This is a genomic window from Listeria sp. MAN/IMW/UF555 (assembly GCF_058684075.1).
Genome location: NZ_JBZWZS010000001.1, coordinates 812,460 through 827,883 on the forward strand (window position 1 = coordinate 812,460; position 15,424 = coordinate 827,883).

At 37.7% G+C, this 15,424-nt stretch carries 8 protein-coding genes and 1 riboswitch; of the genes, 3 read left to right on the forward strand and 5 right to left on the reverse strand.

Features of this window, described 5'->3' with window-relative positions; genetic code table 11:
• Positions 1-84: 84 nt before the first annotated feature.
• Together AC4PG8_RS04110 and AC4PG8_RS04115 are read right to left on the reverse strand one after the other, a co-directional pair.
• Positions 85-1,188 carry a 5-methyltetrahydropteroyltriglutamate--homocysteine S-methyltransferase gene (locus tag AC4PG8_RS04110; RefSeq protein ID WP_492170205.1) on the reverse strand — a complete coding sequence of 368 codons (1,104 nt, stop codon included), beginning with the start codon at positions 1,186-1,188 and terminating at the stop codon, positions 85-87.
• A gap of 94 nt (positions 1,189-1,282) precedes the next feature.
• Positions 1,283-1,379, reverse strand: a riboswitch (SAM riboswitch).
• 64 nt (positions 1,380-1,443) lie between these two features.
• Positions 1,444-1,821 (reverse strand): RidA family protein, encoded by a 378-nt coding sequence (locus AC4PG8_RS04115; protein ID WP_010990638.1) that lies wholly within the window; start codon positions 1,819-1,821, stop codon positions 1,444-1,446.
• A 78-nt stretch (positions 1,822-1,899) separates the two neighbouring features.
• On the opposite strand from AC4PG8_RS04115, the gene AC4PG8_RS04120 reads away from it, so the two are divergent.
• Positions 1,900-2,157, forward strand: a complete 258-nt coding sequence (locus AC4PG8_RS04120; protein WP_003761210.1) for a DUF1294 domain-containing protein — start codon at positions 1,900-1,902, stop codon at positions 2,155-2,157.
• Between the two features lie 267 nt (positions 2,158-2,424).
• Here AC4PG8_RS04120 and lcp read toward each other — a convergent pair whose 3' ends face one another.
• Both lcp and AC4PG8_RS04130 read right to left on the reverse strand, forming a co-directional pair.
• Complete coding sequence (lcp, locus tag AC4PG8_RS04125) at positions 2,425-8,502, reverse strand: putative cellulose-binding protein LCP (RefSeq protein ID WP_492170056.1); 6,078 nt, start codon at positions 8,500-8,502, stop codon at positions 2,425-2,427.
• Positions 8,503-8,952: 450 nt separating this feature from the next.
• Entirely contained in the window at positions 8,953-11,595 is a 2,643-nt protein-coding gene (locus AC4PG8_RS04130) for a calcium-transporting ATPase (protein WP_160464063.1), read from the reverse strand.
• 205 nt (positions 11,596-11,800) lie between these two features.
• On the opposite strand from AC4PG8_RS04130, the gene AC4PG8_RS04135 reads away from it, so the two are divergent.
• Both AC4PG8_RS04135 and AC4PG8_RS04140 read left to right on the forward strand, forming a co-directional pair.
• On the forward strand, positions 11,801-12,271 hold the full coding sequence (locus AC4PG8_RS04135; protein ID WP_185562515.1) for a MarR family transcriptional regulator: 471 nt from the start codon (positions 11,801-11,803) through the stop codon (positions 12,269-12,271).
• A gap of 131 nt (positions 12,272-12,402) precedes the next feature.
• Positions 12,403-13,614 (forward strand): MFS transporter, encoded by a 1,212-nt coding sequence (locus tag AC4PG8_RS04140; protein WP_492170057.1) that lies wholly within the window; start codon positions 12,403-12,405, stop codon positions 13,612-13,614.
• Positions 13,615-13,645: 31 nt separating this feature from the next.
• Here AC4PG8_RS04140 and AC4PG8_RS04145 read toward each other — a convergent pair whose 3' ends face one another.
• Positions 13,646-15,367 carry an ABC transporter ATP-binding protein gene (locus tag AC4PG8_RS04145; protein ID WP_492170206.1) on the reverse strand — a complete coding sequence of 574 codons (1,722 nt, stop codon included), beginning with the start codon at positions 15,365-15,367 and terminating at the stop codon, positions 13,646-13,648.
• Positions 15,368-15,424: the final 57 nt, after the last annotated feature.

Below are 15,424 nucleotides of genomic sequence, written 5' to 3' on the forward strand. Positions count from 1 at the left end.
CCTTCTAGAACATCTATTCTATTCCTACTTGCTGTTTTTGTAAAGACGAAAAAAGAACTAGCCTAGGCCAGTTCTTCTTATTTGTTATTTCCCCCAAACGTCTTCTGCGATTTTGACGACGTAACGTAATTTGTTCCATTGCTCTTCTTCACTTAAAATATTGCCTTCTTCTGTAGAGGCGAATCCGCACTGTGGGCTAAGGCATAATTGGTTTAGCGACACAATCTCACTCGCTTCTTTAATTCGTGCTTTGATTGCCGTTTCATCTTCTAAATCCCCTGTTTTAGAGGTGATTAAGCCGAGAACGATTTTCAAATCTGGGCGCGCTACATATTTTAGTGGTGAAAAATCTCCAGAACGTTCATTATCATATTCTAAAAAGAAACCATCGATATTAAGTTTGCCAAATAATGTTTCTGCAACTGGTCCATAACCGCCTTCTGCTATCCACGTAGAGCGGAAATTCCCACGACAAATGTGCATCGTAATAACCATATCTGCTGGTTTATACTTGATAGATTCATTAATAAGCGTTTTATATGTTTCTTGCAGCGTATCGGGGTCAAAACCTCGCTCACGCACGACTTCACGCTGTTCATCAGAGCATAAATAGCTCCACGATGTATCATCTAATTGTAAATAACGACAACCGGCATCATAAAAGGCTTGAATCGCTTTTTGATACGCAGCCGCTAAATCAGCCACAAATTTATCAGCATCGTCTATATATGGCTGATACTCCATGTCACCACGATAATGAAGCATCGCCGGACTTGGAATCGTTTGTTTTGCTACATGATTTTCACCAACGGCTTCTTTTAGGAAAATGAAATCTTCTATAAATGGATGCGTCGTGAAATCAATTGGACCAGTGATTTTCACTGAATGTGATTTTGTTTGGACTTTGCTAAATTGAATGCCTCCCGCTGCATCGTACCCTTCTACCCCATCCAAATTCTCTAAGAAATCAAAATGCCACCAAGCGCGGCGGAATTCGCCATCAGTAATTGCTTTTAAACCCACTTCTTTTTGTTTTTCAACAATGTACTTGATTTCTTCATTTTCAATTTCACGTAATTCTTGAGTTGTAATTTCGCCACTTTGGAATTTCTCGCGTGCCTCTTTAATTGCCTTTGTCCGTAAAATACTTCCAACATGATCTGCATAAAATGGTGCCACTTGATTCATTTTCTTCGCCTCAATTCTAGTTATTTTTATGTACAAAAAAACTTTCCCCCAAAAGACAGCTTTTAAGGGAAAGAGTGATTTACCTGTTTCGCGTGCCTTATCTGTCAGTGATACTGCTGGATTTGGCACCGTGAAAAGTCCGGTTGCCAAGGCTTCACTGGGCCAGAACCCTCCACCTTTCTTGATAAGTTACTATGTAATTGGTTCTTATTATATCGTTTACTTCTTGTAATTGTCAAATTTATTTCTGAATATTTATGCTTCTGCGATAACTTCGATTTCAATGTCAGCATCAAGCGGTAACTTGGCTACTTGGAAAGCACTTCTTGCGGGGAAATCGCTGGAAAAGAAAGTAGCATATACTTCATTCACAGCTGTAAAATCATTTAAATCTTTGAAGAAAACGGTCGCTTTAATGATTTTGTCTAGTCCAGAACCAGCTTCTTCTAGTACGGCTGCTAAATTTTTAAAAGCTTGCTCAGCTTGTTTTGTTGCGCCTTCTGCTAATTCTCCAGTTGCTGGGTTAATACCAAGTTGACCTGATGTGAAAATAAGTCCATTCACTTTTACAGCTTGTGAATATGGTCCGAGTGCTTTTGGGGCTGACGAGGTTTGAATAATTTCTTTTGCCATTTTATCCCTGCTTTCTTTTGTGGTATGCTTTTATTCTAATAAATAAAGTTAGTTTTAGCAATAAAGGGGGCTTTCTGAATGATTTTAACGATATATTTAATCGCGATAACGCTTATTTCTTTTCTATTATTCGCTGTTGATAAACGGAAAGCAATTAAACACGCATACCGGATACCTGAGTCGGTACTACTGCTCTCTGCATTTCTTGGTGGTGCCTTTGGTAGTTGGATGTCGATGCAGTTGTTTCACCATAAAACGCAAAAGCCGAAGTTTCGGATTTTAGTTCCGCTTGCGATGGTTTGGACTGTAGGGGTTTTGGTTTGGTGGTTGTACTGAATTAACAAGCTAAATTTGTCCATTTTCAGCTTTTATAATTTTCAAATTCCCAGTAGAAATAGTTTTGCAGTGCTTGACATGAGTCATCCCAATTGTCTTTTGAACATGATTTCTATCTTTGATAAAAGTAATTCATAGCTATATTTTAACAGTCTTTTTGTACAGTTCTTAAAATTAGTAAAACACTATAACAAATCTATTATGTCTAATAGCAAAAAATACCGACCAGAGAAAACTGGTCGGTATTTTTATTCTTACTATCTTTTATTAATTTTTCCTTCTTAATTTCTTTCTACCTCTCATCACCAACAAGAGCATGCTTAGAAGAAGTAAGCTCATGCCTGTCCAGATTACCCAAGTGTTTGTTTGGTCACCTGTTTTTGGTAATGGTTTTGCTGCTTCATATGTTGCTGTATGTTGCTTGTTATCAACTACTTTTAATGGTGTTTTTTCTACTGATGGTTTTACTGGATTTGTAGGTCCTGTTGGGTCTGATGGGTCAACAGGTTTTACATTTTCTGCTTTTACTTGAATGTTAGCTGTAACAGAAAGTTGTTTCTTCCCTGCATCTGCAGTTCCTTCATTTGGATCATACGTGTAAATCACTTTGTAGATACCAGCTTTATTTACATCTACTTTACCATCTACTTGGATTTTGGAGAAAGGAATTGCTACACCATCTCGGTTTGTCGCACCTATAAAATTAGCTTCTGCTTCCCATTTTTCTCCATGTGGGATAACGCTATCTTTTACAGTGATTTGAGCTTGGTTTTGGATCACAGTGATATGAGCTACTTTTTTCACTCCATCATAGATATAGCTTACTTCATATGCGCCTGCTGTTTCAGAATCAACTTGCCCGGTTACAGTTACATCTTCGAAAGAAATTTGGTCGCCTTTTTTATTTGTAGCGTTATCGAAGTTGTCTTCTGCTTTCCATTTATCTCCTGTATAAATGATAGAGTCATGCACTTCTAAGCTTGTTTTTCTTGGACTTACAGTGAGATTAATTGTTTTCGAAACACCACCATAACTATAAGTCACTTGGTAAACACCAACTGTTTCTAAATCAACAGTCGGATTTTCTGAAACATTGATATTTTGCCAATCTACTGTATTTCCATCTTTATCTTGTGCACTGTCAAAATTATCTTTGGCATCCCAGCTATCTCCCACATAGATTTCAGAATCATGCGCGTTCACTGCTGTTAAGATGTCTTTTACTTGGATATTAATTGTTTTTGAGACACCGTCATATGTGTACGTTACTGGATATGTTCCAGCTTTGTCTGTATCAACAGTTCCTTTAACTTCGATATCAGCAAAAGCGACGGAATTGCCATCTTTATCAAGCGCACTGTCAAAGTTATCTTCTGCATTCCACGCATCTCCTACATAAATCGCGGAATCATGCGCGTTCACTGCTGTTAATTTAGCTTTCACAGTTAAAGTGATTTTTTTCGATACTTTGCCATACTTGTAAGTGACTTCGTAAGCACCTGCTTTAGCTGTATCAACGGTTGGTTTTTCTGTGACTGTAACATCTTCTAGGTCAACCGCGTTACCATCTTTGTCAAAAGCACTATCGAAGTTATCTTTAGCATCCCATGCATCTCCTACATAAATAGTAGAGTCATGAGCACTGATACCTTCTTTATTTTCTAAAACAGTAATCGTAATAGTTTTCGAAACGCCATCGTAGCTATAAGTGATGGTATTAGTACCAGCTTGATTTGTATTAACATTTCCTGCCACTGTTATATCAGCAAAAGCGACGGAATTACCATCTTTATTAAGCGCACTATCAAAGTTGTCTCCCGCATTCCATGTGTCACCTGTATAAATCGTGGAATCATGTGCGTTCACTGCGGTTAATTTAGCTTTGACAGTAACATTAATTTTTTTAGAGACACCATTATATGTGTAGGTTACTGGATACGAACCAGCTACTGCAGTGTTTACAGTTCCTGTAACTGTCACATCGCTAAACGCTACATTAGTTTCGCCTTCTTTATTTGCTGCACTATCAAAGTTGTCTTTCGCTTCCCATGTGTCTCCTACATAAATAGTAGAATCATGTGCGTTCACTGCTGTTAAATCTTCCGCTACAGTTACTTGAATAGTGACTGAGACTGTTTTGCTATCTTTAGTTATCGTGTAAGTTAATGGATACACGCCACCTTGATTAGAGCCATTTTTTATTGCATTAAGTTGTGTTTGGTTCACTTGTACTAAGTCTAAACGATCTTCGGCACTTGAATTAACACCGTCTTTTACCTCTTCAAAGGCTGCTGTTTTTGCGAGAGTTAGTGCCTGTGCTTTCGTTAAATCAGTGGCTTCTTTGTACTCCATCGAAAAGTCAGTCGCACCCATGGTATAACCGTCTTGTTGCGCAACTGTTCCCTCAGTTCCAGTAACATATAGTGGAGCTTTGGAGCTTTGTTCTGTTCCAAAAATATCTTGAATTGTAATCGTTAAATCCGTTACATCAATCGTTTTATCATTTGTGGAAACGCCAACTACAGCTGCTGAACCATCTGCTAATGTTTGTACTGTTGCCACTTTTGTATCTGCAACAGTCCATTTGTAACCATTTGTTGTTGCTTTAATATTTTTAAAGAAGCTTGGTTCAATAGTATCTTCGGCAGCTTGTCCAGTTGTTGAAGCTACTTTTGGTAATGTGATTTCTAAATTGCGACCCATTTGCACTCGTTTTTCATTTAGGTTAACTTTTAAATCTTGTGTAGGATTATAAGCGTAATAACCTGCATTTGCGTATTGTGAGCTTGGTTGCGTTGGATCGATTTGTTTCACCCAACCTTTGTCTGCTCCGCTGTATGGAACATCACTATCTAGTGAAATATCTTTACCAATATTTTTCAACGTATACTGATAGCCAGCTTTGTCTGGGAATTTCACTGCATAATTACCATAACCAACGCCATCATTGTAATCAAAACTGTATTTACCGTTGCTATCTGTTGTGGCAGTTACATTTTTGTCTCCTACTTTGGCAGGTTGATAAACAGATGTGGATTCATTCCATTTGTACAACTCAACTGTTTCATTCGCTAAAGGTTCATCGCCTTTATCTTTTTCATACAAACCATTAACATCTTTATCATTAAATAACATACCGGCTACTTCGCCAATTACTAATTCAGCACCTACTTTTGTTCCAGATAATGAACCAGCGAACGTATTAGTAATTACACGGTAATACGGGTTGTAGATATCACGTTCACCAATTTTGTTGCCTTCTGTTGCTGAATCAAATGTTTCATCTACTTTAAGTGGTACTTTGAAGGTTTGTGTTTCACCTGCATTAATTTTCGTTTTAACTTTGATTCGAACCATATTTACTTTTTCATAGTCAGAAACTGTATTTGAGTATATGCTGGTAGAATCGTAATTGTTTTCTGTTGCATTTGTTGCATAACTAATGTCGAATTGGTCTTGTTGATCTGAACTAACAGGTAGTGCTCCACTTAGTTTCATATCCCACTTGAAAGGTTCACTTTGGAATTTAGATCCGAAGTCTTGACCAGTTTTTGGAATTGGGATATAAAGCTCAAATTCACTTGCTTCTCCGTTAGAAGCATTCGTAATTTTAACTGTGTAGTCCGCATCCGTTCCTGGTGTGAAATAGGAAACCGTACTGTCTTCTCCTTCTACATAGGCAGCTTTAGCTCCTTCTCCAGCCACGCTTAAGAAGGTTTCTACAGCAACTGTATCTTGTTTTGGAATACTTAAAGTACTACTATTGACAGAAAGTAATCTTTCATTGTCCCTGCCATTTTTATTTACATCTAGCCCTACATCTGAAAAAGAATTAGTAGAAATTGCCGGAGTAACATTTGGGCCACCCCATGCAATGACCTCCTGTGCATCCATATTAATGCTTTTATCTAAAGTTACATCAAACGTTGTATCGTAACTGACATTTAGAAATTTATGTTTAGTAGGATAGCCGACATATACTCCCACTGATACATCCGTTGTTTTTAAGAGGTATACTTTGTCTCCATTATTTGCCGTTTCTTGTTCAACTGTGAAATTAACATCTTTCCCATCCTGATCAGTCAGTTTAATAGAAGAAGGTTGAATTGTTGTACCTTCTATAGCACGTAAATAAACTTCCGGATCATTGAGGACCGTTCTTGTTCCATAAGGATAATCAAATAACGCTAATATAGCTTTTGTGTTGATAGTTTCTCCTGCACTTGCTGTTTTCACCTTTGTACCAGCTTTATTATAGAAAGCTGCAGTACCATTTGCTGCTGTACTTTCTGCACTTGAAACTTTATAAGTTGATATGCCAGATGTTTTCGTGTTAGCTTCATCATCTGCGTCCCAAATTGCGCCTTCAAATTGGACAGATGTAATGCCCGGCTTGATTTTACCGTAAGAAGTAGTGGAGTCCCAACGATAAGTGGCCGAAGCTGCTGTATTCTGATATCCAGGCGCAAAATCTCCCACATTTGCTTTTACTTCTGTGAAATATTCCCCATCTTCAAGTCCAACTGCTTTTGCATCTAGTCGATACATTTGGTTATTATTTTTAGTAAGCGCCCCTTCAAATGTTCGAAAAGCGTCGTTTAAATTTGTTTTATACTGTACTTCACTGATTTTGTTTCCTGAAATGGTGCTATCAAAAGGAATATTAACCATATAAGCTTCCCAGTTAGGATCAAATTTAATTTGATACATTTGATTTTTTTTCACACCAGCACTATTTTTATTATTGATTTGGATGCTACCAGCCCAAGTTTCGTTATCTGGATTGAGTTGACCATTTCCTGTCTTTAAACTCAATTTATTTTCGGTAGTCTCAACAACTATACAATTGTCTAGAGGTGCTAGAGTAGTTAAGTCGTTAGTATTAGTTGTTAGTGCATCTGATTCAAATACTTCTCCATCATATGTTGTGATAACTGCATGGGGAACTTTTGATGTGCTATATGTTCCTGCAGGAGTTCCTTTAGGTACTTTATATTTGACTCCATAAATAGAATTACTAGCAGAGCTGTTGTTTAAGTGCTTGTTATTAATCACAACCTTATTTTCATTCGGATAATTAGTAATAGTTACGTTAGAATTTTCCGTCAGCACTGTTCCATTATTATTTACAACATTTACAAACTCCATACCTTCTGGGTAATAAAGCGTTATTTCGAGATTTTTAGCAATGTAAACTGCTGCTCCGCGACTATCTAAACTATTCAATCCATTCACGACAGAGTAAGATTTTGTATAGTTATAAGAGTCGGTATCATCTGTACTTGCAAGGACTTCTGATAGTCTTTGATCATTATACCAATTACGGAACATTGTTTTTACATGATCTTGGTCAGCATATCCTACAACTTTTTTTCCTTCTGCACGAATTGCTTGTTCTGCAGAAGCAACAGGTGTACTTGCCTCCCCTTTAAATACTTCTGTTTTTATTAGATCATCTAAGTCAACTGGTCCGTAATATTTTGCTGCATCTACTCGTACAGAAAAAGTAAAGCTCGCTTTTTCAGTTCCTGGACTTAGCTCATAACTAACTGTTCCAAAAGTAGCTTGATTATATGCTTTTTCTTTATCAGGTACTTTTACCGAAGTAATGGCAATTCCTAGTGGATCACTTGCCCCTAAAAAACTTAAAATTCCTTTATCCACATTCGCACTAGCCTGGTAGTTACTCGGCACTGGCAAAGAAACAAAACGCATTCCATCTGGTAAAGTGAAATTTACTTTTTTGCCAGTAGAAGTACTGTCGCCAAAGTTAACTGTCGCAGTTACTTCTTTAATATCACCGTTTGCCCATGCTGTTTTGTTATAATCTGGTATTTTTAGTTCGACTGTTGTTTGTCCAGATTTAAGTGATTTTATATTTTTATTATTAGAAGGAGATTGAATGTTAGCATCTTCTTTTTCAGTTACCTTCTCTGTTTCCGTAGCTTTATTTGCTTCATCGTCAGAAACAATGTCAGATACTTCATAAGAAGCAGTATATGTTTTAGTTTCTGCTTTTTCTTCGCTTGTATTTTGATAGTTAATTAAGAAATTAGTTGTACCATTTTTTTCGGCTTTATAGCTTACTTCTTGGCCTTCTTTCTTCTCTCCATCAGGTGTTTCAATAGTCAAGATTTTCACCTGATCGCTTTTTGGTGTTACTTTAATGGTTAAATCAGCTGATTTTTTGTCTTCTGCCAATTTAGACTGAACTTCATAAGTTAGCTCGTCATTTCCATTTTCTTTTGCAAACACATTAAGGGCTGTTAAATTTAATTGTCCTAATACTAGGAAAAATGCCATTAACAGCACTAAATAATGTCTTGCTTTAGTTACTTTCATCATATAAGAGTTCGCTCCTCCAAGTATATTTTATAGCTGTGAAATAGTGTGTCCTCGCATTTCATTTAATATAATACATACAAGGAACGCCATATGTACACATGACTAGGATGAGTTTTTAAAATAAATAGTAAATATTGCCATTTCATACAAAAGTTCGCCATATAAAAACACGATTTTAGACACACTTTAGACATATTTAGCAAATGAGACACTCTTAGAGAAGTAAAATAACTATTAAAATCCCATGATAGAGCCATTTTTTATAGTTTTTAATATAATCCTAAAACAGGCATATTAGTGTTATATTGGTCTGTTAGTAGTTCTATTAGATGGTTTTCTAAAAGAAATTTTATCTATTTTATATACTTGTTATTCACCGATTTCTTTCTAATTACGAAGAAAAAACACAGAAACCCTTAGTTATTCAAGGAATTTCTGTGTTTATATGAATTATTTAAAAAACTTGTTCTGAACTACTTTTATAATCTCCATCATCACAACTGCTGCGAGTGCTAATCCTGCTGCAATCGACCATTCGTGTAAACCAAATGTTGCTGGGATTGAGAAGATTTCGCGAGCTCCTGGTAATACTGTAATTCCGTATAGGACGAAACAAAGTAATACTGCGCCGATGACGTATTTGTTGCTGAAAAATCCTGCGCCAAATGCGGTTTGGACGTTCGAACGAGCTGCGAATGTTTGTAATGTACGCGCTAAGATAAGGGTAGTAAATGCCATCGCGACACTCATCTCTGGTGAAATTTGCATACCGATATATTGTGAGATGATAACAGCGATACCGATTAATACACCGCGGCTAATAACGGCACGCATCGTTCCGCCGGCAAAAATACCTTCGTTAATATCTCTCGGTTTGCGTTTCATCACGTCAGGTTCTGCTTTTTCCATACCTAATGCGATTGCTGGTAAGGAGTCATTGACTAAGTTAATAAATAGTAATTGTAGTGCTGTGAACGGGTTAATCCAGTCGAGCACTAGTGCAAATAAAATCGCAATAATTGCGCCTAAATTTCCTGCAAATAAGTAGGAGATGGATTTCTTAATATTATCAAAAACCGTTCTACCTACACCAACTGCATCCACAATTGAAACGAAATTATCATCGGTTAAAATCATCGCGGCAGAGTCTTTGGCAACGTCAGTTCCGCTACCCATTGCGACACCAATATCGGCTTGTTTTAAAGCGGGCGCATCATTGACACCGTCTCCGGTCATTGCCGTTATTTTACCTTTTTTCTGCCAAGCTTTGACGATACGGATTTTGTTTTCTGGAGAAACACGGGCGTAAACAGCGATATGTTCTAGTTTTTTATCAAGTTCTTCTTCTGGCATGGCGTCGAGTTCTTGACCAGTTAAAGCGATGTCATCTGCATCCATTAAACCAATATCACGTCCGATTGCTTGTGCGGTTGTTTTATGGTCACCAGTAATCATTACGGTGCGGATACCTGCTTTTTTCGACTCTTCAATCGATGCATAAACAGCTTCACGAGGCGGATCAATCATTGCTGTTAAGCCAACTAGTACGATGTCTTGTTCGTCTTCTAATTTTAATTCAGTTGTATCAGCAGGCATTCGTTTGTAGCCGTAAGCAAGGACCCGGAGTGCTTGATTCGAAAATTCTTCATTTGTTTCTTTTAGTTTCGTTAAAATCTCTTCTGTCATTGGCTTTTCTTCGCCGTCAAGGAAAACATAGCTACAACGCGCGAACATCACATCTGGTCCGCCTTTTGTTAGCATTGCTTTGTTTTCATTAAAAGTGTGAAGCGTAGACATTAACTTACGATCTGAATCAAATGGAATTTCGCCTTCACGGATGAATTTTTCGCGAATTTCATTGTAGTCTTGATTATTTTTATTACTAAAGGCAATTAGCGCTACTTCGGTAGGGTCGCCTAGTTCTTTACCTTCACTGTTAATATTTGAGTCATTACAAAGTACCGCAATATGAATTAAACGACGCTCCCCTTCTGACCAGTTTTCTGGACTATCCGGGAAATTTTCCTTTGTTCCATCTGGTAAAAAGTAATCGACAACTGTCATTTTGTTTTGGGTTAATGTACCTGTTTTATCGGTACAAATAACACTTGTGGAGCCTAGTGTTTCAACAGCTGGGAGCTTTCTAATAATCGCATGTTGTTTCGCCATTTTGTTTGTTCCGACGGCAAGTACAATCGTTACAATAGAAGAAAGTGCTTCTGGAATCGCTGCTACAGCTACGGCCACGGCAAACATAAAGGCATTTAAAATCGCTGTTGCCATATCCGCTGAATTGTCGCCGAGTAATACGCGACCAGCCTCAACTGCAAAAATAAGTACACAGAGTGCTAAAATACCAATTCCTAATTTTTTACTAAATGATTCTAGTTTTCGTTGTAGTGGTGTTTGTTTTGCTTCGGCTGTTTCAAGTAGTCCTGCAATTTTGCCGATTTCCGTTTCACTTGCTGTACCTGTTACGACAAACATGCCGCGACCATAAACAACGAGGGAGCCACTGAACACCATATTCACACGGTCACCAAGGCCTACTTCATCAGAAATAGTATCAATATATTTTTCTACTGCTTCGGATTCCCCAGTGAGCATGCCTTCATCGATTTTTAAAGAACCACTTTCGAATAAGCGGCCGTCTGCTGGGACAAAATCACCTGCATCTAAAATAACTACATCGCCTGGGACGAGTTCGCGCGCATGAATGCTTTGTTTAGAGCCATCGCGAATAACTTTGGCGACTGGCGCAGACATTTCCCGTAAAGCATCGAGTGAACTTTCTGCTTTCCTCGTCTGAACTACGCTAATAATTGAGTTGACAATAAGTACTAAAAAGATAATAAGTGATTCAACTACTTCACCTAAAACCAACTGCACCAAGGCAGCAATGACTAAAACGATAACCATTGGATCTTTAAACGTTTCGAGAAAAAGCTTCCAAAGTGGATCTTTCTTTTTATTCTTCAGTTCGTTAAAACCGTATTTTTCTTGTCGTTTTGTAACCTCACTAGTTGTTAAGCCTTGTTCTGTTGCTTCTAGTTGTTTAAATGTATCTGCCGCGCTTTTGCGGTAAATCTCCAATCATTTCAGCCCCTTCCAATCAATCTATGTGTTAAGTATAACAAATCTTAACAGTGAAATAATATTGATAACATGGAGAATTTACACACTCTTAACAAATAGCGCTTCCAACTTACTATTTTAGCGAATAAAGGCAAAAAATAGTTGAAACGGACACAAAAAACAACTATACTACAACCAGAGAGATAACTTAGGAGGGCATGGCATGGATAAAAACGAACAAGTCATGGCAAACGTTAGAGATTTATTTAACAAACTCGCATGGATTAACAAAGTGAAAATGGAAAAAGCGCTTGAGGGATACAAACCTTCCGAAGTTCACTGCATTGAATTTATTGCTAAAAATGAGGACCCAAACGTAACTAAACTCGCGGAAGCTTTCTATATGACAAAAAGCGCGATTAGTAAAATCACTAAAAAATTAATGGATAAAGGATATATTGAAAGCTATCAAAAACCTGAAAATAAAAAAGAAATCTATTTTCGATTAACAACTAAAGGAGCAAAAATCAACCAAGTGCATGATAATTTGCACCAAGAGTTTCTTGACCGGGATAAAGTTGTTTTTGAAGATGTTTCTGATAAACAATATGAGGAAGTTTTACAATTTGTGGATAAATATAGCCGTCATTTAGATGTTGAAATGAAGAAAATTTTAGATAGGAAATCAGAATAAACTTAGTAACAGTCTCGCTTTTATTAGTTAGGCTGTTTTTTATCGTTTTATTTTTGTTGACAAGGAAACAAAAAGGAGTTAAGCTATTTATGTTTCCTAGGACACTAATTATATTTCGATAGGAGAATCACATGTCTTCAACTAAATCTTTCATTAATACAAAAACCTTACTTTTTGGTCTTATATCTGTTTTTCTTTGTGGAATGGGCTTCAGTATCATTATGCCTGTAGTTCCTTTTCTAGTTGCACCGTATGTAAGTAATTCTAGTGAACAAGCGCTTATGGTCACGCTATTAACATCTGTTTATGCCCTTTGCGTGTTCTTCGCAGCACCTGGACTTGGAGCTTTAAGTGATCGGTTCGGCAGACGTCCGGTGTTACTAATTTGTTTTATCGGTTCGGCAATTGGGTACTTTGTTTTCGGGCTTGGCGGGGCGCTTTGGGTGCTCTTTCTTGGGCGGATTATTGAAGGAATCACTGGCGGTAGTATTAGCACGCTATTCGCTTTCTTTGCTGACATTACACCCGAAGAACAGCGTACGAAATACTTTGGCTGGGTCAGTGCCGCGGCGGGTGCAGGTGCGGCGCTTGGTCCTGCTTTTGGTGGCGTAATAGCCCATTTTGGATATGCGATGCCGTTTTTCTTTGGGGCGGCTATTACTTTTATTAACTTGGTGTTTGGCTATTTTTACATGCCTGAAACTTTAAAAGAGGAAAATCGCTTAAAACGGATTCCGCTTATACGACTTAATCCTTTCTCGCAACTCCTTAATATCTTGACAATTAAACATTTAGGTCGCTTACTTATTGCGGCATTCTTGATTTGGATTCCAAATGGCTCACTTCAAGCAGTTATGTCTCAATTTGCCATTGATAATTTTAGTTGGAAACCAGCTTTAATTGGTTTGATGTTTTCGATTATGGGGGTTCAAGATATTCTTTCACAAGCCTTTGTTATGCCTAAACTACTGCTCAGGCTTAGTGATAAACAAATTGCTATTCTCGGGATGATTGCTGAAATTATTGGTTATGCGCTTATTGCGGCCTCCTCAATTTTTATCCTTCCTCAGCTGCTAGTCATTGGAATGTTTGTTTTTGGGTTTGGTGATTCGATTTTCGGCCCCGCTTTTAATGGCATGGTTTCGAAATCGGCAAGCGCCAGTGAACAAGGGCGAATTCAAGGTGGTAGCCAAGCGATTCAATCACTCGCGCGCATCATTGGACCTATTATCGGTGGTCAAATTTATATCACTCTTGGTCACGCTGCTCCAGCCGTGATGGGCGTCATTTTGATAACTGTTGCCATTTTTATTCTCTATAAAAGGACTCGTCCGCAATTATAAAAAAAGGATTCCAAGTTGGAATCCCTTTTTCTTAAATCGTATTAAATTGTGCATCATATAATCGTTTATATGCACCGTTTTCTTTTGCTAACAGTTCATCATGTGTTCCAGTTTCTGCAATGCCGGTTTCATTTACAACGATAATTCGGTCAGCATGCTTAATCGTAGCAAGCCTATGCGCGATTATTAAAGTGGTTCGACCTTCTGCTAATTCTTCTAATGAAGCTTGAATTACTTGTTCTGTTTCTGTATCCAGGGCTGAAGTTGCCTCATCCAAAATTAAAATTGGTGGGTTTTTTAGAAACATTCGGGCGATTGCTAACCGTTGTTTTTGCCCGCCAGAAAGTTTTACCCCGCGTTCACCAATAATAGTATCTAGACCGTCTGGCATCTCTTCCACCACTTTAGAAAGATGTGCTAGTTTTACGACATGCTCAATTTCTTCATTACTAGCATCTAATTTTCCGTAAGTGATATTTTCACGAACAGTACCGGAAAATAAAAAGACATCTTGTTGCACTACGCCGATTTGCGCTCGTAAGGATGGCAAAGTGAAATGTTTAATATTTTCGGCATCAATAGTAATTTCACCATCTGAAACATCATAAAAACGTGGCAGTAAATTACAAATCGTCGTTTTCCCAGCACCACTTGGTCCAACAAATGCGACTGTTTCGCCAGCTTTAATCGAAAGGTTAATATGACTTAAGACATTTTTCCCGTCGCTGTATTCAAAAGAAACATCTTTATATTCAATATCACCGCGGAAAGCTGAAGCCGGTTTAGCATCTTTTTCATCTTGAATTGCGGGCTCCGTATCCATCACTTCAAGGAAACGTTTAAAGCCCGCGAACCCTTTCGGATAACTTTCGATAACATTATTGATTTTCTCAATTGGTCGGATGAAAACGTTCGTTAGTAAAATAAAGCCAACAAATTCACCGTATGAAATCTCGCCATTAATCGTAAAGTATGCCCCAAATAACAAAGCAAATAAACTAATTAATCGCATAAGAAAATAGTTAAATGAAAAACTAAGTCCCATCACTTTGTAAAACATGAGTTTAGATTTGCGGTACGCTTGATTTAAAACGGCAAAACGACCTTTTTCATGCGGTTCGTTGGCAAATGCCTGAACAACCCGAACGCCACTGATTGCATTTTCCACTCCAGCGTTAAAATTCCCTAAATCTTTAAAAATCCCGGTCGTTACTTTGGTCATTCGTTTGTTAAAGTATACGATTAGTACCGTCAATATGGGGACTAAAATAAATGTAGAAATCGCCAGCTTGACATTAATATTTAGCATTAAGAAAAATGCGCCAAACAGCGACATAATTGAAATGAAAATATCTTCCGGACCATGATGCGCCACTTCGCCAATTTCAAATAAATCGGTCGTCATTCGCGACATCAATTTCCCCGTCTTTTGATTATCGTAAAAGCCAAATGGTTGTTTTTGCAAATGACTGAATAAATCTCTGCGCATATCTGTTTCTATGTTAAGACCTAGCATATGGCCAAAATAAGTGACAATGTACTGCATAAAAGTATTGAGTATGTAAAAGAATAACAAGGCAAGCGCAGCAGTAATAATAAGCCCAAAATCTTTTCCTGGAAGTAATGTATCAATCACGTGATTTACAGCGACCGGAAATGCGAGCTCCAAAATCGCAGCTAAAACAGCACAACCAAAATCAATGATAAAAAGTGTCCGATACGGTTTATAATAACTAAAAAACCTTTTTAGAATAACAAACTCCCCCCTTAAAAATAGTCATGGTTCCCATTATAGTGTAAAATGACTAAA